This window comes from Bradyrhizobium sp. STM 3562 (assembly GCF_045571435.1).
In the GTDB taxonomy this organism is placed as follows: domain Bacteria; phylum Pseudomonadota; class Alphaproteobacteria; order Rhizobiales; family Xanthobacteraceae; genus Bradyrhizobium.
Genome location: NZ_CP120694.1, coordinates 7,121,037 through 7,138,699 on the forward strand (window position 1 = coordinate 7,121,037; position 17,663 = coordinate 7,138,699).

Here is a 17,663-nt window from a genome sequence, read left to right on the forward strand (position 1 = left end):
CTGGGACGACGTAGATGGGTGACGCTCCCTCACGCCAGCGTATGCACGATCACCGGGCCGGCGACTGCGGTCGTAGGGCCGACCAGCAGCGGCGCGAGATTTTGCTCGCCCCAGGCGAGCGCGCGCCGGTTCGCCTCCTCGGCCTGCTCGTATTTGTTGAAGATGCTGATCGCCGTGACCGTGTCGTCGCCGGCATAGACGACGTAGTAACCCATAAAGCCCTCGACGTCGCTGATGATGGGAATCGCGCCCTCCTTGATCCGGCGCGCCAGCTCCTCGGCACTTCCCGCTTTTGCCTTGGCCTGACGGATCGCGGCATACATGGGTTCCTCCTTCGGGCTTGTCGATGATGAGGCGCGTCTTGCCTGCGCGCTTGCTGTCGCCATCGTACTTCATGCGGTACTTCCGATCCATGTGATACGGAGCGCCTGATTGCAATTTTCCAAGCGCCTATCCGACGCCGCGCCTCGAAGGATGGGCCACGACAAAGACGGCGACACGACTTCTCGTTCTCGCCGCGCGATCCGCGCCCGAGTTCTGCATCTTCTCGTCCCTCGATAGCAGAGGGCGCAGGGAAGGCCGGGTGTCCGCCGCACCCATGGCCCCGTGTGCGGCAGATGCGCTAAGAATGCACACGGGAGCAACCACAGGTACAGCCGGGTTCACTCCGACCTTCCCTGCGCAGTGGTTTACGGCTTACTTCGCGCTCTTCCCGGTGAGCCAGACTTTGTTGTCACCGTCGTCAGCGAGATGCGCTTGCGCATCTTCGCCAACTTAGCACCAGCCATGGGGCGCCAGAACCACACGACTTCACCGTCCGCGAAACAATGCCGTTCGTCTCTCGACATCTTCGCGTCCACCGCATCCCGCACTCAACGTCCGTGACGACGCGTACGCCCCTCAGCGAGGCAGGACGCGAAGAAGATGCGACTGATTTGGGGCAAGCGCCAAGCGATATATTTTTTCGATCGGATCTGGACGACCCAAATCAGGTTGAAAGAGCTCACGAAATTAGTTTTTACACGCAACGCCTTTTCAGATTCCTTTTAGATCCCTGCAGGACGCACGAGCAGCAAGTGCACGCAAGAACGAGATGATTTGCCCGACGAGCCAAGTCATTGTTAGCCGTTCGTAGGGTGGGCAAAGCGCAGCGTGCCCACCGTTTCCTGATCGCGTGTCGGAAATGGTGGGCACGGCGCGGCGCGCCTTTGCCCACCCTACGAACTGACGGAAGATCGCGACGTAGATTTCACAGGTGTTCAGACGCTCTCGCCAGCATCAAAGCGATTGCTCAGCCGCCGTTGGATTGTTCATCGGGCGCCGCCGACCTTTTCTTGAGCTGAACGAGGGCGCGCCGGCCGATATAGGTCAGTTCGCCGAGCGTCGTCTTTCCGGCGCGCGCGGCCTGGATGAGCTGCTCAGCAACGAACTTGCGGCTCTCATGGTCGCCGCCGTTCGGCAGCTCGGCACAGACCTCATCGAGCACCACGTCCATGTTGGCCTGAGTCCGATCGTCAAAATCGCCCATAGCCTGTCCTCGCAGGTGCAAGCTTAGGCCGAATGCCCTCGGGCGTACAGGCGCAAACACGCGTTCAGCTCTCGGCCGCGAGGATAGAAGTGAACGCAGCGTGCCGTACTTGCGCACCTGCCTATCCTCGATGCGCCGAGCGAGCTCGTCGGAGTTGCAGACAGACCCGCGCGCGAGGAGCCGAGCTCTCGGAACCAAGCGAGCGTCTTTGAAGTTTTGAGACTTCGGGACGTTCACTGGGCAGATGAAATTCTTGGATCGGAAACATGGGTAAATTTGCAATCGCGTTGATCGTGGCGCTTGCGCCCTCGTCCTCAGTTCTGGCGCAAGGCCATGCCGGGACGCCAGAAGAGCAGCAGGCCTGCTCGCGCGACGCCTCGCGGTTTTGCCGACGCGTCCTGGGCGATGATAGCGCGGTGCGGCAATGTCTGGAGCAGCACCGCCACAGGCTTTCCTCGGCCTGCCGGAAAGTGTTCGAGAGTCACGGCATGTAAGGTCCGCCTCCAGACGGCCGCGGAGGTCTGAGCAGCGCGCGGCAGCAGACAGACGCCTGCGCCGCAAAGCCGGTTCATTCCACCGGGCAGGACGCGATCCGCGCCAGCCGGCGCTGCGGCGCCGTTTCCGATCTGGCCGCGGCCGCGCAATGCGCGAGCGCCACGGCAATCTCCTCGGCGACAATGGGCCAGCGCACGATGTCGGCCACGCCGGCGCCCATCAGTATATCGGCGCCGGCTTCGATCGCCCCCTTGTTGGCCAGCACGATGGGCAGACGCGGCACGGCCGCATGCAATAAAGCCGCAAGTTCAAGCGACTGCCTGACCGACCCGAACTGGCTGATGATCGCCATGTCAAAACGATCGGGGGCAGCGGCGCAGGCGGCGAGCGCCGCCTCCGCGGTGGCGAATCCGACCGGTTCATACCCAAGCGCCGCGAGCGTCTCCTCGTCCCGCAGCACGCGCTCTTCGTCCAGCGCCACAAGCATCACTGTCTGGCCTTCTCCCGTCGGAAGGATGCCCGCCCCCGGCTCGGGCGTCAGCTCGGCCGCCAGCCGCGGTAACCACACCTCAAAACGGCTGCCCTCGCCCAATTTGCTCTGCACGTTGACCGCACCGCCATGGTCGCGGACGATCTCGCGCACCGTGGCAAGCCCAAGGCCGTTGCCGGACGATCGTGTCGTGAAGAATGGCTCGAAAATCCGTGCCAGCGTCAGCTCGTCCATGCCCGCGCCGGTATCGGTCACGACGACGCAGACGTAAGAGCCGGGCTTGATCTCATCGTGGCTCAGCGAACGCGACTGCGACAGCTCGTGCAGTTCGGTCGCGACCTCGATATGGCCGCCGCCCGGCATCGCATTGGCCGCATTGTTGCAGAGATTGAAAATCACCTGCTGGAGCTGCGCACTCTCGCCGGATACGACGGTGGCGGCCGGTGGCTGACGAATGATGAGATCGATGCCCGGCGCCAGCGAGGCCTCCATGAGGGACGCGGTTTCGGAGACCAACGCGCCGACGCTGAGCGGCTTGTGGCCGATCTCGCGGCGGCGGCCGAAAACCAGGATCTGGTCGACCAGATCTCGCGCCCGCTCCGCGCCGCGCCGGATCGCACCGAGATTGCGCACAAGCTTTGCGTCCGAACCGACATACTCTTCCATCACTTCGGAATGGCCGAGAATCCCGCCCAATATGTTGTTGAAGTTGTGGGCGATGCCGCTGGTGAAGATGCCGATCTTCTCCATGCGCCGCGCCTGCTGCAAACGTACCTCCAGGCGCGTACGCTCCTTCTCCATGGATTGCCGCTCGATGGCCTGAACAAAGGTGTCGAGCGCCATTCGCAACAGCGCGAGTTCGCCTGTCTGCGAAATGCGACTGGGCCGGCCGACGGTGTCAAAGCCGAGCGCGACGCTGACGCCGGCACTGTCGATGTTGGTCGCGCAGGCCCATCCTCCCAGGCCGACATCGAGGCAGGCCGCCTTGTCGTCGCCCACCGGCATGGAGCCGACGCGGGGAATGTGGACGACGCCATCCGACCCGGCGCCGATCCGACGGGCCAGCTCGGGAGCCCGCGCGGGCCAGCCGGGCGGCGGCTCCATGCCGGGCTTATGCCAGACGTGCAGACGCTGCCGGGGGCCGGACATCATGAAATAGATGCGATCCGAGTCGCTATAGGCCGCGAGAGCGGCCAATGCGCCGTCGATTGCACGATCGATGTTCTGCGGCGATGCGTTGATGAAGCGCATCGAGATGCCGGCGATCACATGCTCGAGCGCGGCGCGGCGGCGCAGCGCCTGGGCGCCCGATCTCAGTCGGGTGCCGAGGTAAACGAGGAATCCCACGAGCACCAGCGAGGTGCTGTACAGCAAGAGACGAAACCACCGGGCCGACTCGCGCGATGTCATCTGGCGCGCCAGGATCAGGCGGCGCAGGGCTTCCTCGTCGCGCTTCTCCGGCAGCGCCCGCATGGACTTCAACGTGTTGTCGACGGAGGGCAGCAACCTGTGCAGCAGACGCCCATGCGCGAGCAGCGCCTCCACGGACGCCGCACGGCCACTGCGAGAGGCCTGCTCGTCTAGCTCGTGCAAGCGGTCCTCGACATCGCCGACCGCCGAGGATGACGTATCGAGCGAAAGGTGCAGGATCGCGGCGGCGGCCGCGCTGATCGCCGGATCGAGATCCGGCGTGAGCGAATTGACGCCGAGACGTCCGAAAAAGGCCAGCGAGTTGTGCAGCAGCGCGTTTTCGCTCTTGAACAGCTCCAGCAACTGCTCCTGGCGGTCGAGCGAGAGCGCCAGCCGATCGACGGCCAGCGTGGTTTCGTCATCGAGGTCGGATGCACGGCTCAGACGTTCGAGCGAGGCGCGCAGCAAGTTGATCTCGCTCACCAGCGGATCGTAGTTGCGCAGCATGCCGGCGCGCGCGGTGAAGATGTCACGATACAGCGCGTTCTCGAACATGCCGAAACGATCGAGCTGGGCGAGAGCGCGGTCGAACAGCTCGGCGTCGGGATTGGAGGCGCGCGAGGAGAACCAGGTGAGCAATGCGACCAGAATGACGACGATAGCCGTTGCAGGGGCTGCTCTCATGGAGAGGCTCCTACAACGGGCTTGCCGCGATAATTCCCGGTCAGCGTCTGGAGGAACGCCACCACGGATGCGACCTGCTGATCGGTGAGCGTGCGGTCGAGCTGCGCCGCCGCCATCCGGCGCACCGCCTCTTCGAGCGTCGCGGCGCTACCGTCATGAAAATAGGGCGCCGTCGTCGCGACGTTGCGCAGGCTCGGCACGCGCACGATCTTGGGCTGTCCTTCAACCAAGGGCCGAAACACACCCTGCCGCTCGAACAAATTGCCGCCGACATTGACGCCCTGGTGACAGGAGCTGCACCCGTATGATTTGAATATGCGATACCCTTCGAGTTCGTCCGAAGAGAGCGCTGTCGCCCCGCCTTCGAGCCAGCGATCAAACCGGCTTCCCGGCGTGAGCAAAGAGCGCTCGAACGTCACCAGCGCATCCAGAAAATTGTCGCGATCGGGTGCCTGCCCATAGGCGGCATAAAACTTCCGGCTGATGGCCGGATCGGCGTTCAGCTTGCGAACGACCTCGACGACACTCGAGTGCATATCATTGCCCGGACTTTCAATCGAGGATACGGCCTGCGCCGCCAGGGTGCGAAAATTGCCCTCCCAGTTCAGGCGGAAACTGAGCGCGGCGTTGAACACCGTCGGCGTGTCGAACGTCAGCCGCGTGCCGTCCTGCGCCATTCTGCGCCTGTTGCCGGCGCCGTTGGTGCTGAGATCATGGCAGGACGAGCAGGCGACATTTCCGGTCTCGGAGAGGCGGCCGTCGCCGAACAGGCGTTCGCCCAGCGCCAGCTTCAGCGGATCGGCGGCGGGCGGCGGCGGTATAGGCGTGATCGGCTCCTGGTCGGCCGTGTGGTTGGTTTGCGGAGGTGCTGGCGGCGGCGCCGGAGCCTGGGTCGCCGCGATGCTCACCAGCAGCACGACGACGCAAGCCAATCCCCAGAGCGGAGGAGACAGGCGCGCGCTGAACGCTGGCGACCATGCCCGCATCATCCTCACCAGCGTCCGCTCTTGACGGCGGCTTCGACATCGCTGCGGCAAAGGCCAATGTCGCGTAGCGATCGGTCGTCGAGCGCTTCGAGTTCGAGGACGGCGCGGCGCCGCACGCGCGCCTGCCGTACGCTCGCAAGCCACACCGTTGCGGCGGCGCTGATCGACACATACCAGGGCGAAGGCGCCTCTTGCGGCGATGTCGACAGCAAGGGCTCCAGCGGCTCCGATAGCGGAAGCGGTTCGCGGCTCTCGACACCCGACGCTGCGGTGCCGGCAATCACGCGCAGCTTGGGCCGCGGGCTTGCGGCGTCTCCGCGGGCGCGCGGCAACACTGATGGCGGCGGGCTTGCCGCCTCCGCTTCATCGTCAGCCGGCACGGGTACCATGTACATGGCCTCGCCGTAAGCGGCGCAGCCGGCGAGAAATTCGCCAATCACCCAGGTGACGATGCCCAGCAGGCCGTTCGGAAACGTCGTCCCGGCGCAGGCCGCCAGTCGCGCGAACGCTTCGAAGGTGAAGCGAAACAGCGCCGGCGGGATGTCCCGTCGCGCGGTACCCTGCCGCGCGATCGCGAGCCGGTCACCATCGAAAGGGCGGATCGGAATCGGATGCCTATCGATCCGGAGTGTCTGTTGAGTTTGCGATTCCGCCTGGACGACGGACAATTGCCTTGAGGACAATTGCTTCGAGAATGGCATCGGTATCTCCCTGGCAATGCGAGTCAGAGAGACTCTGTCGCGCGGATGTTTCCGCAGCATTCCGCTGCCGCAAATTAAGGCTACGGCTGTAATGCGGCCCGACGCCGCGCCCGGCCTGGGAGCGGGCGTCGCGCGGCCTCGTGGTCGCGGCGAGGTGCTCGGATTCCACTCGGCCCTGCGCTCTCGCATCAGAGCTGTTCGACAGGCAGCGCGAAGACGTAGCCTACGCCGCGTTCGGTGCGGATGATGGACGGCGAGCTCGGATCCGATTCCAGCTTGCGCCGAAGACGCAGCACCTGCACGTCGATGCTGCGATCAAAGACATCTTCGTGAATTCGGGTCGCCTGCAGGAGATGCTCGCGCGAGAGCGGGCGCTGTGGCGCGTCGACAAAGGCGAGCAAGAGCGCGTACTCGCCCTTGGTCAGGGCGACCGGCTCGCCGCGCGAATTGGTCAGTCGCCGGCTCCGGCGGTCAAGCTGCCAATCACCGAAACGGCAGCGGCCTTTCTCGACGTCGCGCTGGGCCGCGGTCTGTCCGGCTTCCCGACGCCGCAAAACGGCGCGGATGCGCGCCAGGAGCTCCCGCAAGCCAAACGGCTTGGTGATGTAATCGTCGGCTCCGAGCTCCAGTCCGACCACACGGTCGATCTCGTCGCGCCGATGCCCCGTGGTGATGATCACGGGCACATCGGAGTTCGCGCGGATCTCGCGCAAGAGATCGAGACCGTCTTCCTGGCCAAGCCTGAGATCAAGCACCACAAGGTCCGGCTGGCTGCGGGCCAGCAGGCCCGCCACCTCGTCCCGGCGCGAGGCGGAGATCGCGCGGATGTCGTGATCCTCAAGATAATTCGTCACCAGATGCCGCATGGTGCTGTCGTCCTCGACGACCAGGCACACCGGCGATTTGCGATCCGTGCTGTTGCTCGCGGACGCTGGTCCGGGCGGCGCAAATGCATTGCTGTCGAATTGGCTGGCTGGGCGGGCCGCGGGGCTCTCGGTCCTTTCAGTCATCATATTCTCCGGCGCCCCCCGGTACCGCCTATAGGGCACACGACCTTGCGCTGCAGCACACGTTTCAGAGAGCGATCTGTTATCGGTTCGCGATTTTTTCGAGCGACTTGTCGGCGTCGCAGCGCCGCCGATGAGGCGCTTGGTTACAGCCGTAACGCGAAGGGGCTCCAGCGAAATGAATTTGGCATCGCGCGTCCGATAATTCCGCCAGTGCTGGTCCCCAATGCCGCGGCCGAGCCGTCCGGTCGGTTCGCCGGCAGGTCACGGCGAATCTGCCGTCGCGACCTACGACACATCGGATGATGACGATGGTCGAATTGTTCGAACCCGCAGTTCCGATGGCCACCGCCGCCCTGCTGGCCCGCTCAAGCGTTCGTGCCTGGCACGCAAAAATCCCTGGCTGAAATGGGGCGGCGCGAGTCTTGCCGCTTTGCTGTCCGCAATCCTGGTGGCGCTGGGCGTCGTGCTGATCGTCGGACTGTTCAAGCTGCATGCGCGCAGCGCGCCGGCCGTGCGGCTGAAGGTGACCAGCACGGCCGAGCAAATTCGCCGCGGCGAGGCGATCGCCGCGAGCTTCTGCGACGCTTGCCATGCGCAGAACGGCGCCCTCACCGGCGGTCGCGACGTCGCGCAAGAACTTCCCCTAGGCACCCGCACCGCGCGCAGGGCAGGCATCCGCGCCGTCGCGGCTCTTCAAATATGACGTTCTTAAGTCATTGAGTCCACGAGCGGAATGGACCGAGGCGGTGTTGCCGCTTTTTTCATCGGTGGTGGCAGGGGGCGGGCCCCGATATTTGTGCTAAGCTGCTTAAGCATCGGCTGCAGTCATCCCGCCCAAACGATGTGAGTTATGAACAAGCCAACATCGAAGACCGTATCAGTCGTGCTCGCGACACATAACGGAGCCCAGTATGTTGAGGAGCAGATCAAGAGTATCGCCGCCCAGACGCTGGCTCCTCTCGAATTGATCATTTCCGACGACGCCTCGACCGACAATACGCTCCAGATCATTCAGGACGTATTGGCGCAATGTCATTTCAGCACAAAAATCATTCGCAACGAAAAAGCGCTCGGCTTCCGGGATAATTTTCTCAAGGCCTGTCTGCTCGCGCGCGGCGATTTCATCGCATTCAGCGATCAGGACGACGTCTGGCGTCCGACGAAGCTGGAGACGTGTTCGCAGTTCTTCGAAGACAGAACGGTTTCCCTTATCGCCCACGCCGCTACGCTCATCGACAACGCCTCCAATCCCATCGGCATGTTTCGCCAGGGGATTACCAATACGACCGTCAAGCCGCCTCTCAGCTATGATCCCTGGGACACCTTCTGGGGGTTCTCGATGGTGTTTCGCCGCGAGATCATCGAGCTGGTGGACATTCAGGACAGGATCATCGACTACATCGTACCGAGCGAACGGCTCGCGCACGACAGGTGGGTCATGCTGCTTGGACAGATGGTCGGCGCGACCGCCGAGATCAAGGACCCGCTCGTGGGTTACAGGCAGCACGCAACCAATCTCTTCGGCTCACAGCGGCGCAAGCATTCCGCCTTCGATCTCCGCAGGCGATCGGAAATCTACATCGATGCCACCTCGCAGATGCTCGACGTCGTGGCGAAAATGCCGACGGACACCAACGAGAGCTTTCCGCTGTTCGACAAAGACCGCTGTCATCGGTTTTTGAGCTCTGCCCTGCTCCAGCTCACGCGCAGACACACGATCTACGAATCCGCCTCGACGTCGACGGCCTTCCGCCAAATCTGGGCGTGCCTTAGCCAGGGCTCCTACAGGAATGTCCATGACGGCAGCATGCGCTGGAAGTCGCTCATGAGGGACGCCAAGTTTGCCGCGCTGGGCGCCTAACCCGAACCCATTCACTGCAGTTAGACACGATCCAAGTTCAGTTATTGCCGGAGCCCTGACCAAATCATCATCACAAAATTCGGTTTTACATGACCACTCCGATTACTCGCACCCATCATTACACGACGCTCGACGGCATCAGGGGATTTGCGGCCTTATCGGTGCTCGCATTTCATCTTGGTCGCTGGCTCGATATTCCCTGGCTCTGCGCCAACGGCAATCTCTCGGTCGATACTTTTTTCTGCCTGAGCGGTTACGTGCTTCCTCTCGCCTATGGACGGAAGATCGCCACCCTGTCCATGAACGCCTTTATCGTCACCCGCCTGATACGGCTGATGCCGATGATCGTGCTGTCGGTTGCCATCAGCGCACCTTACGTGTTCTTTCGAAGCGTCGTCTCCCACATCGACGTTTCGGCGGCGGCGATCTTCTCGGCTGCGCTGCTCGGCCTGTTGAACTTGCCGTATTTCTATGCGCCGCCTGGCGTCGGGGGACCCCAGCTCTTCCCGCTGAACGGACCTCAGTACTCGCTCTTCCTCGAGGTGGTCGCGAACATCATCTGGTGGGCGGGCCGTTACCTGCCTCAAATGGCGGTCGCCGCGGTCGTCGCCGTCGTCTCTGCGGAGATACTTGTTCTCATCGGAATCGGCGGAGATACCACCGAGACGTTCTGGTATGGTTTCCCGCACGTGGGCGCATCATTCGCGCTCGGCGTTCTCATCTATCACCTCGATCAGCGATTGCCCTCCTGGCGCGGCTGGACACCGCTCTTCTGGGCCCTGACCGCAAGCATGATCGTCATTTTTTTCGCTCCATATGAAGCGACTTTCGCTGTAAAACTCGCATGGAAATTATTTCTGTCCCCGCTGCTGGTGCTCGCGGGCGCTCACGTTCAATTCGGAAAGAGGATAGATTCGTTTGCACTTGGGATCGGCGCCCTCTCGTACCCCATCTACGCGCTGCACTATCCGCTGTTCTGCTGGATCAACGGCGCTTCCAGGATGCTGCTGGGTGCGCGGGACGGCTGGATCGAGGGGCCCCTGATCTTCGTGGCCGTGATCGGCTTGAGTTATCTGGCACTACGTGCCTACGATGAACCGGTCCGATCCTATTTGTCGCGAAAGCTCGTTGCCCCGCGGGCGAAAGCGGCCGTTCCCGCCGAATAGACGAGCCGGCGATGCCGTCCGTGCGCATCTTGCGGTGAACGACCTGCCGGCGATGATGGATTGGCGGCGGAACCGCGGCAAAACAACCTTGAAGAAAGCAAGACTCGACATGCCGGTTCGCGCCGCCTGTCTGACAAGAGGACGAGATCCGGAATGCTGACCACCAAGACAATTCTCGGCGCCGGCTGGACGGTGTCGTCGCGACTGGCCGGCCGCCTGGTCGATTTCGTGACGGTCCTGATCCTCGCCCGAATGCTGTCTCCGGCCGACTTCGGGCTGACGGCACTCGCCATGACGCTCACGACGATCGTCGACATGGTGCTCGAGGTTCCGCTCATTCAAGCGCTGACGCGTCTGCCCGAGGTGAGAAAATCCCACATAGACACGGCGTTCACGCTGGGCGTTCTGCGGGGCCTCTTTCTTCTGTTTGTCATCCTCGCGGCGGCCTGGCCGTTCTCCTACCTCTACGACGACAATCGCCTGATCCCGCTGGTGGCGACGACCGCGATCGGGCCCTTGATGCGAAGCCTCTACAGCCCGGCGATGGTCACGCATGTTCGGGAGATGAGCTTCCGGCAGATCTTCATCGCGGAGTTTGTCGGAAAGATCATTGCCGCCACGATCGCGATCTCGGTGCTGTATCTGGGCGGCGGATATTGGGCCATCGTCGCGAACGGCGTCTCCGCATCTGTCGCGACAACGTTAATCTCCTATATTCTCGCGCCGTACCGACCAAGGTTCACTCTGGCCGCTTTTTCCGATTTCTCCGGCTTCCTCGGATGGTTCAGCACCGCCCAGATCGTCATCGCGTTCAGTTGGCAGTTCGATCGGATATTGCTTGGATACTTCGTCAATAGGTCCGACCTCGGGCACTACACCATGGCCACCGACCTCGCGGTCTTGCCGACGCAAAGCCTGATCGGTCCGGCGATGCAGCCGGTCATGGCGGCATTCTCCAGGATCAACAACGATCGCAAGCGGCTTCAGAATGCGTATTCGAAGGCCTCGCAATTGACGATGCTGGTCGCGGTCCCGATTTGTCTCGGCATGTCCTTGACGTCCGACCTGCTCGTCAACGTGCTCCTGGGAGCCAAATGGAAGGAGGTCGACGTCTTCCTGCAGTGGCTGGCGCTCGCCACCATGCTCAGCGCCTTCTATCCTCCGGTCCATGCCCTCGCTCTGGCCACCAACCGGACCAATGTCGTCTTTCGATTGAGCCTCATGGAATTTTTGTTGCGGATCGTCCTGATACCGCTAGGGCTGCATTTCTATTCGCTCATGGGCGCGATTTTCGCGCGCCTGCTCATCTCGCTGATCATGTTCATTTTGGTTTTTGCAACGGCGCGGCAACTGACCGGGTTCAATACCGCAACCGAGGCGCTCAAACTAGGAAAGATCGCTGCGGCCGGCGTCATTATGGCGCTGCTCGTCCTGGTCGTCCGTCACGAGATGGCGGCGCAGCACGTTGGGATGCTGATCGAGCTGGTCGTTACGGTCTGTGTCGGCGCCGCGGTCTACTTCGGCGCGCTCTACGCGCTTGGAATCCGGCTGATGACGAACTGGAAGCTGGCGATCGGCTGAGTCCTGCCGCTCTCAGTCGAACACCTCGGCGCCGCGCAGCACCGGCGCCTGCGCGTCCTTCTCGCTCATGATCGGGCTCTCCGTCAGCGGCCAATCGATGCCGATGTCCGGATCATCCCATCGGATACAGCGCTCGTCGGCTTTGCTGTAAAGATCGGTCGTCTTGTAGAGGAACTCGGTGTCGTCCTGCAGCGCGAGGAAGCCGTGGGCAAATCCCATGGGGACCCAGAGCTGCCGACGATTTTCGGCCGTAAGCAATGCCCCTGCCCATCGTCCAAAGGTGCCGGAGCTCTTGCGAATGTCCACGCCAACATCAAAGGCCGCTCCACGCACGACACGAACGAGCTTGCCTTGTGCATGCGGCGGCAACTGGTAATGCAGGCCGCGCAGGACGCCTTTTCTGGATACCGAATGATTGTCCTGCGGAAAATCGCAGCGCAATCCGGTCGCCGCCTCGAAGACCGGCCGGCTGAAGCTTTCAAAGAACGCGCCCCGATCGTCCGCATAGACGCGAGGCTGAAAAACGATCAGCTCCGGAATGGTCAGACGGTTGTAGTCCATCAGTTACCGGCCTCCTTCGCGAGCGTCAGTAGATATTGCCCGTAACCGCTCTTGCCAAGCGAGGTGGCGAGCGAGACCAGCTCGTTGGTCGATATCCAGCCCTGGCGCCAGGCGATCTCTTCGAGACACGCGATCTTCTGCCCCTGTCGCTTCTCGATGGTCGAGATGAACTGTCCGGCATCAAGAAGAGAGTCGAATGTACCGGTATCGAGCCAGGCAAAACCTCTGCCCAACAGCTCGACGTTCAGCGCGGATCGCTCCAGATACAGGCGGTTGAGATCCGTGATCTCAAGCTCGCCGCGCGCGGACGGCTGCAATGATTTCGCGAGCTCGACGACTTCGCCATCATAGAAATACAAGCCGGTCACCGCATAATTCGACTTCGGAACCTTCGGCTTCTCCTCGATCGACAGAACCTCGCCACGACTGTTGTACTCCACGACGCCATAGCGCTCCGGATCAAGGACGTGGTACGCGAACACGGTTGCGCCGCTTGTCCGGTTGGCCGCCCGATTGAGCAGCTCCGGCAGACCATGACCAAAGAAAATGTTGTCGCCGAGCACCAGCGTCGACTGATCATTGCCGATGAATTTCTCGGCGATAAGAAAAGCCTGAGCCAGGCCCTCTGGATTGGGCTGAACAGCATAGGAGATGTTGAGCCCCCAGGATCCCCCGTCGCCCAGCAAGCGCCTGAAACGCGGTGTGTCTTCAGGCGTCGAGATGATCAACACATCCCGGATATCCGCAAGCATGAGCGTCGAGAGCGGATAATAGATCATCGGCTTGTCGAAAACCGGCAGAAGCTGCTTGGAGATGGATAGAGTTGCCGGCCAAAGCCGGGAGCCGGTACCGCCTGCGAGAATGATGCCTTTGCGGGTCAAATGAAATTTCCTTTGATCACGTCCGCTACGAATTTTCGCATGTCCAATTGCCAGGGCGGCAAGGACACACCCAAACCATGCTCGAGCTTTGTCGTCCTTAGTCGCGAGTTCAATGGCCGCGCTGCGGGCGTACGGTAGTCCGCCGTCGCAATCGGCCTAATGCCTTCGGGTGCAAGCGCCAGCGGGGCGCCCTGTTGCCGGGCCTCGGCGACGATGAACCTTGCCAGATCCGCGCGGCCGACCTCCCCTGAGGCCGCCAAGTGATAGACACCCGAGAGGCTCGAGGCTGCCGCGCCGGACTCGGCGATCTTCGCCACGGCGTTTGCGGTGATCTCGGCAATCAGGCCGGCGCTGGTCGGGGCCCCGACCTGATCGGACACGACATCGATATTGGCGCGCTCCTTTCCCAATCGCAGGATCGCAGCCGGAAAATTGTTATGTCCCGGCGCATAAACCCAGCTCACTCTGAAAACGAAGTGCTTGCAGCCGGAGTTGGTGACGGCCTGCTCTCCTTCCAGCTTGGTCGCGCCATAGACGCTGAGAGGCTTCGCCTCGTCCGTTTCGACATACGGCGCCTGCTTCAGGCCGTCGAAAATAAAGTCGGTCGAGAAATGGATGAGCCAGCCGCTCCCTACACAGCGCGCCAGCGCCGCGACGGCTTGCGAATTGACCAGGCGCGCGCGTTCCGGCTCGCTTTCCGCCTTGTCCACGGCCGTATAAGCCGCCGCGTTTACGATAACGTCGGGCCGTAGCGTTCCAACGAGGTCTGTCAGCGCATCCACCCGTTCAAGATCGGCCTCGGCCCGACCGCAAGCGATGAGCTGGCCGAACGGCTGGAGCCGCCGCTGCAACGCCCGGCCCAACTGACCGTCCTTGCCGAGCAACAGCATCTTCATGCGTAGTGTCTCGCCACCCAGTCCCGGTAGGCGCCGCTGGTGACCCGTTCGACCCAACCGGAATTGTCGAGGTTCCACCGGATCGTCTTTTCGAGGCCACTCTCGAAACTTTCCAGCGGCCGCCAGCCCAATTCGCTCTTGAGCTTTCTGGCATCGATCGCATAACGGCGGTCATGGCCCGGCCGATCTTTGACGAAGGTGATCTGATCCGCATAGGTCTTGTCGTGACCAAGCGGCCGCAAGCGATCAAGAATGTCACAGACGCTCTTGACGACATCGATATTGGCGCGCTCGCTCTCGCCGCCGACATTGTATGTTTGACCGGGGCGGCCACCCTTCAGGACCGCACGCAACGCGCTGCAGTGGTCCTTGACGTAGAGCCAGTCGCGCACCTGTTTGCCGTCGCCGTAGAGAGGCAGCGGCTTGCCGCGCAGCGCATTGTGGATCACGAGGGGGATGAGCTTTTCCGGAAAGTGGTAAGGGCCGTAATTGTTGGAGCAGTTGGTGATGAGCACCGGCAAGCCGTAGGTCTCACCATAAGACCTCACGAGATGATCCGATGCCGCCTTGCTCGCGGCGTAAGGGCTGTTGGGCCGATACGGATTGCTCTCGCTGAAGGGCAGCTCATCCGGCCCGAGGCTGCCATAGACCTCGTCCGTGGAGACGTGAAGAAACCGGAAATTGTCCTGCCGCTCGGCGCTCAATCCCGACCAATAGCGCCTCACCGCATCCAATAGCTTGAACGTGCCAACCACATTGGTGTCGATGAAGGCACCCGGTCCAACGATCGAGCGGTCCACGTGGCTTTCGGCGGCGAAGTTGACCACCGCAGTGACATTCTCCGCCGCCAGCAGATCGCTGACGAGAGCTTCGTCCTCGATCGCTCCGAGCACGAAGCGGTGTTGCGCACAGCCGTCGAGCGAAGCGAGATTTTCGCGGTTGCCGGCGTAGGTCAGCTTATCGAGGCTGACCACCTCCTCGAGCCCGGCAGCAATCCAATCAAGTACAAAATTCGAGCCGATGAACCCAGCGGCCCCAGTAACGAGAATTGACATTTACACCCCGCAAAATGGCAAGGTCGTCTGGCGAGCCACCTTAGGTCAGAACCGGTGGCATGAAAATGACCTGGGGCTGGTATCCTGGTCCGCATCCGTCAGCGGGGTCAGGCACAATTCGGGCGGTCGGAGAAGCGGCGAGCAGTTCGCCGCGCCCATAACGCACAACGCAAGCCCGCGCTGGGACGGCCAGCGAGAAGCGCGTGCGGACGGCCCCAAGACGAAGAATACATCCAGCAAGGAACCCGGCGCGGCTCGCGCAGATTCCGACTCACCTCGCGAAAAATCGGTATATAGTCGAGTTCTTTTCAGCATCTGGGACAGATATTCGTCGTTAGTTCTCTACAATTTATCGTTGAGATATAGTCATGGTCGTTTTTGCGCGACTTGTTCTGGTTGTCTCAATCCTGCTGTTCGCAGTGTCCGATCTCACGATCGCACGCTCTCGACGATCAGCCGACGACGTGCTCGGCACTCAACGTGCTGCGGAAACCGAAATCAGGGATCAGGTCAACGCCTGGAGCGTCGGACTCGCCGGCGGCTTGCTCGAAGGCGCACCGATCCGGTTCGCGACTGAAATAGCCCGGATCGTCAACGACAACGGTCAGATGCACGTCCTGCCGATCGTCACCCGCGGTCCCACGGAAAACGTCAACGACCTCCTGTACCTAAAGGGCGTCGATGTCGCGATCATCAACAGCGACTCCCTGGAGGAGTACAAATCCCAGGTGCCCCAGATCCAGCAACGGATCGTTTACATCCTCAACCTGTTTCCGTCCGAGCTCCACATCTTCGTTCGGCCCGAGATTCGCACGCTGGCAGACCTCGCCGGGAAGAAGGTCAATTTCAATACGCAAGGCACCGCCGCTGCCTATTCGGGACCTCTCATCTTCAGCCGTCTCGGCATAGAGGTTGACAAGACCTTCATCCCGCATCCCGTTGCCCTCGAGCAGATGAAGCGCGGGGAGATTGCGGCTGTCGTTTTCGTCACGACAAAGCCGGTGGATGCTTTCGTGAAGGGAAAGTGGGGCGAGGGATTCAAATTCCTTCCGGTCGAGTACGGTCCGAAATTCGAGGACTACTATTTGTCCTCCTATCTTGAGGCGAGTGACTATCCCGGCCTCATCGCCAAAGGCGAGCGGATCGCCACAATCTCGGTTCCTACGATCCTGGCAGCGTTCAATTGGCGTCCCGACTCGCCCCGCTATCGCCGTGTGGCGAGATTTGTCGACGAGCTGTTCGGCCATCTCGACAGGCTGCGCTCACCCGGCTTCGATGCCAAGTGGAAGGACGTCAATCTCTCCGCGCGGGCTCCGGGGCTGGAACGCTTTCGGGCGGCCCAGGAATGGCTGAATCGCTACGCAACGACGAAACAGAGCGGAGGTCCGTGATGTGGACCCGACTGGCAGGCATTGTGCTGTTTGTCGCGGGCGGTATCGCTCAAGCGCAATCCGCCAGCGAAAATGCGCCCACACTGGAATCGTGCTTCCAAAACGTTCGCGTCGCCGACGCGATCTGCTCCAAATTGTCAGACCCGGAACAGCGGGTGAGTTGCTCCGTAACAGCACAGAAGGTGGAGCTTGAATGCCTGGAACGCGTCCTCGCCGTGGCGCCTGCCGGGCGGAAGGGACCCGCAGTTCCTTCCGACACGGCGCAGTCGACGCCTTCCTCCGCTACTGCGCTGCCGACCGCGTCGTCAGTGGGCGGAGAGAGGGAGACTGCACCGGTGGATTCGACCGCAAGCATTCCCGTCGGCAGGTCCGCGGCGCGGCCAGATGGCGCGGCGAAATCACCCCCGCCAAGCAGCCTTTCATCGTTGGCCGAAGCGCCCAGCACATCGATACGGAGTGACGCATCTTCCAAGGACGAGCAGCTCCCTGGCAAGTCGAATTGGATTGTGAGCGAGACAACGTCGCCCGTCGACTTTGGTCCGCTCGTCACCGCAGTGCTTCATTCAGGCTCGGGCGCGAAAGACAGCGGCGATACCCTTTCGATTCGATGCAGCTCCCATCATGCCGAGGTTTCGCTCCGGATGGATCGCGCATGGACGGTGCGCCCGAACGACAAGCTCCCGGTTGACTATCAGATCAACGACCAATCGCCTGTTCGGCAGCAATGGGCCGTATCGGCAGACGGAAAGACCGCGGTCTACAAAGGTGACGCCATCGCGTTTTTGCAATCGATCCCAGAGGGCGCAACGATGAGAGTCTCCCTCACCGACAAAGGCATTCGCCCCGAAGCAGTCTTTCACCTGACCGGACTATCCGTCATTCGACAGAAAATCGTGGCTGCCTGCGAGCACACGCCAGTGACCGCCAGAACCTCATTCGGAACGCGATGACAGACGAGCCCGCGCCC

Annotated in this window: 17 protein-coding genes; 7 read left to right on the plus strand and 10 right to left on the minus strand. The window is 62.0% G+C overall.

The window, feature by feature from the left end:
• Window positions 1-29: 29 nt before the first annotated feature.
• Both P6U23_RS32835 and P6U23_RS32840 read right to left on the minus strand, forming a co-directional pair.
• Window positions 30-323: an antibiotic biosynthesis monooxygenase gene (locus P6U23_RS32835; protein WP_024508293.1), complete on the minus strand. Its 294-nt coding sequence runs from the start codon at window positions 321-323 to the stop codon at window positions 30-32.
• Between the two features lie 968 nt (window positions 324-1,291).
• Window positions 1,292-1,528 carry a hypothetical protein gene (locus P6U23_RS32840; protein WP_407176483.1) on the minus strand — a complete coding sequence of 79 codons (237 nt, stop codon included), beginning with the start codon at window positions 1,526-1,528 and terminating at the stop codon, window positions 1,292-1,294.
• 266 nt (window positions 1,529-1,794) lie between these two features.
• Between P6U23_RS32840 and P6U23_RS32845 the strand changes: the two genes are divergently transcribed.
• Window positions 1,795-2,022, plus strand: coding sequence for a cysteine rich repeat-containing protein (locus P6U23_RS32845; RefSeq protein WP_407176484.1), 228 nt, complete (start codon window positions 1,795-1,797; stop codon window positions 2,020-2,022).
• 74 nt (window positions 2,023-2,096) lie between these two features.
• Here P6U23_RS32845 and P6U23_RS32850 read toward each other — a convergent pair whose 3' ends face one another.
• From P6U23_RS32850 to P6U23_RS32865, 4 genes are all read right to left on the minus strand, one after another.
• A complete protein-coding gene (locus P6U23_RS32850) occupies window positions 2,097-4,607 on the minus strand; it encodes a two-component system VirA-like sensor kinase (RefSeq protein ID WP_407176485.1) in 2,511 nt (836 codons plus the stop codon).
• A complete protein-coding gene (locus P6U23_RS32855) occupies window positions 4,604-5,596 on the minus strand; it encodes a cytochrome-c peroxidase (RefSeq protein ID WP_407181664.1) in 993 nt (330 codons plus the stop codon). The genes P6U23_RS32850 and P6U23_RS32855 overlap by 4 nt, the downstream gene beginning before the upstream one ends.
• Window positions 5,597-5,598: 2 nt before the next feature.
• Window positions 5,599-6,294, minus strand: a complete 696-nt coding sequence (locus P6U23_RS32860) for a DUF1127 domain-containing protein (RefSeq protein ID WP_407176486.1) — start codon at window positions 6,292-6,294, stop codon at window positions 5,599-5,601.
• Window positions 6,295-6,482: 188 nt separating this feature from the next.
• Window positions 6,483-7,160, minus strand: coding sequence for a response regulator (locus P6U23_RS32865; RefSeq protein ID WP_407181665.1), 678 nt, complete (start codon window positions 7,158-7,160; stop codon window positions 6,483-6,485).
• A 367-nt stretch (window positions 7,161-7,527) separates the two neighbouring features.
• Here P6U23_RS32865 and P6U23_RS32870 point away from each other — a divergent pair, with 367 nt between their 5' ends.
• From P6U23_RS32870 to P6U23_RS32885, 4 genes are all read left to right on the plus strand, one after another.
• Window positions 7,528-8,007, plus strand: coding sequence for a hypothetical protein (locus P6U23_RS32870; RefSeq protein WP_407176487.1), 480 nt, complete (start codon window positions 7,528-7,530; stop codon window positions 8,005-8,007).
• Between the two features lie 147 nt (window positions 8,008-8,154).
• Window positions 8,155-9,165 carry a glycosyltransferase gene (locus tag P6U23_RS32875; protein WP_407176488.1) on the plus strand — a complete coding sequence of 337 codons (1,011 nt, stop codon included), beginning with the start codon at window positions 8,155-8,157 and terminating at the stop codon, window positions 9,163-9,165.
• An 89-nt stretch (window positions 9,166-9,254) separates the two neighbouring features.
• On the plus strand, window positions 9,255-10,331 hold the full coding sequence (locus tag P6U23_RS32880) for an acyltransferase family protein (protein ID WP_407176489.1): 1,077 nt from the start codon (window positions 9,255-9,257) through the stop codon (window positions 10,329-10,331).
• Between the two features lie 153 nt (window positions 10,332-10,484).
• Window positions 10,485-11,912 carry a lipopolysaccharide biosynthesis protein gene (locus tag P6U23_RS32885; RefSeq protein ID WP_407176490.1) on the plus strand — a complete coding sequence of 476 codons (1,428 nt, stop codon included), beginning with the start codon at window positions 10,485-10,487 and terminating at the stop codon, window positions 11,910-11,912.
• A gap of 12 nt (window positions 11,913-11,924) precedes the next feature.
• Here the strand turns inward: P6U23_RS32885 and rfbC are convergent, their stop codons facing one another.
• Genes rfbC through rfbB form a run of 4 tightly spaced genes read right to left on the minus strand, consistent with a single transcriptional unit; the run spans window position 11,925 to window position 15,305 of the window.
• The gene (gene rfbC / locus P6U23_RS32890; RefSeq protein WP_407176491.1) at window positions 11,925-12,473 is read right to left on the minus strand and encodes a dTDP-4-dehydrorhamnose 3,5-epimerase; all 549 of its coding nucleotides are present in this window, start codon (window positions 12,471-12,473) and stop codon (window positions 11,925-11,927) included.
• Complete coding sequence (gene rfbA, locus P6U23_RS32895) at window positions 12,473-13,354, minus strand: glucose-1-phosphate thymidylyltransferase RfbA (protein WP_407176492.1); 882 nt, start codon at window positions 13,352-13,354, stop codon at window positions 12,473-12,475. Before rfbA ends, rfbC begins: the two co-directional genes overlap by 1 nt.
• Window positions 13,351-14,250 (minus strand): dTDP-4-dehydrorhamnose reductase, encoded by a 900-nt coding sequence (gene rfbD, locus P6U23_RS32900; protein ID WP_407176493.1) that lies wholly within the window; start codon window positions 14,248-14,250, stop codon window positions 13,351-13,353. Before rfbD ends, rfbA begins: the two co-directional genes overlap by 4 nt.
• On the minus strand, window positions 14,247-15,305 hold the full coding sequence (rfbB, locus tag P6U23_RS32905; protein WP_407176494.1) for a dTDP-glucose 4,6-dehydratase: 1,059 nt from the start codon (window positions 15,303-15,305) through the stop codon (window positions 14,247-14,249). Before rfbB ends, rfbD begins: the two co-directional genes overlap by 4 nt.
• Before the next feature lie 368 nt (window positions 15,306-15,673).
• On the opposite strand from rfbB, the gene P6U23_RS32910 reads away from it, so the two are divergent.
• On the plus strand, window positions 15,674-16,696 hold the full coding sequence (locus P6U23_RS32910; RefSeq protein ID WP_407176495.1) for a TAXI family TRAP transporter solute-binding subunit: 1,023 nt from the start codon (window positions 15,674-15,676) through the stop codon (window positions 16,694-16,696).
• The gene (locus P6U23_RS32915; RefSeq protein WP_407176496.1) at window positions 16,696-17,646 is read left to right on the plus strand and encodes a hypothetical protein; all 951 of its coding nucleotides are present in this window, start codon (window positions 16,696-16,698) and stop codon (window positions 17,644-17,646) included. Before P6U23_RS32910 ends, P6U23_RS32915 begins: the two co-directional genes overlap by 1 nt.
• Window positions 17,647-17,663: the final 17 nt, after the last annotated feature.

Excerpts from the sequence above, each read along its gene's own strand:
- P6U23_RS32865 (WP_407181665.1), bottom strand. The coding sequence starts at position 7,160 with ATGCGGCATCTGGTGACGAATTATCTTGAGGATCACGACATCCGCGCG.
- P6U23_RS32870 (WP_407176487.1), top strand. The coding sequence starts at position 7,528 with ATGCCGCGGCCGAGCCGTCCGGTCGGTTCGCCGGCAGGTCACGGCGAA.
- rfbD (WP_407176493.1), bottom strand. The coding sequence starts at position 14,250 with ATGAAGATGCTGTTGCTCGGCAAGGACGGTCAGTTGGGCCGGGCGTTG.
- rfbC (WP_407176491.1), bottom strand. The coding sequence starts at position 12,473 with ATGGACTACAACCGTCTGACCATTCCGGAGCTGATCGTTTTTCAGCCT.
- P6U23_RS32840 (WP_407176483.1), bottom strand. The coding sequence starts at position 1,528 with ATGGGCGATTTTGACGATCGGACTCAGGCCAACATGGACGTGGTGCTC.
- P6U23_RS32860 (WP_407176486.1), bottom strand. The coding sequence starts at position 6,294 with ATGCCATTCTCGAAGCAATTGTCCTCAAGGCAATTGTCCGTCGTCCAG.
- P6U23_RS32910 (WP_407176495.1), top strand. The coding sequence starts at position 15,674 with ATGGTCGTTTTTGCGCGACTTGTTCTGGTTGTCTCAATCCTGCTGTTC.
- P6U23_RS32835 (WP_024508293.1), bottom strand. The coding sequence starts at position 323 with ATGTATGCCGCGATCCGTCAGGCCAAGGCAAAAGCGGGAAGTGCCGAG.
- P6U23_RS32875 (WP_407176488.1), top strand. The coding sequence starts at position 8,155 with ATGAACAAGCCAACATCGAAGACCGTATCAGTCGTGCTCGCGACACAT.
- P6U23_RS32885 (WP_407176490.1), top strand. The coding sequence starts at position 10,485 with ATGCTGACCACCAAGACAATTCTCGGCGCCGGCTGGACGGTGTCGTCG.
- P6U23_RS32850 (WP_407176485.1), bottom strand. The coding sequence starts at position 4,607 with ATGAGAGCAGCCCCTGCAACGGCTATCGTCGTCATTCTGGTCGCATTG.
- P6U23_RS32845 (WP_407176484.1), top strand. The coding sequence starts at position 1,795 with ATGGGTAAATTTGCAATCGCGTTGATCGTGGCGCTTGCGCCCTCGTCC.
- P6U23_RS32915 (WP_407176496.1), top strand. The coding sequence starts at position 16,696 with ATGTGGACCCGACTGGCAGGCATTGTGCTGTTTGTCGCGGGCGGTATC.
- P6U23_RS32880 (WP_407176489.1), top strand. The coding sequence starts at position 9,255 with ATGACCACTCCGATTACTCGCACCCATCATTACACGACGCTCGACGGC.
- P6U23_RS32855 (WP_407181664.1), bottom strand. The coding sequence starts at position 5,596 with ATGATGCGGGCATGGTCGCCAGCGTTCAGCGCGCGCCTGTCTCCTCCG.
- rfbB (WP_407176494.1), bottom strand. The coding sequence starts at position 15,305 with ATGTCAATTCTCGTTACTGGGGCCGCTGGGTTCATCGGCTCGAATTTT.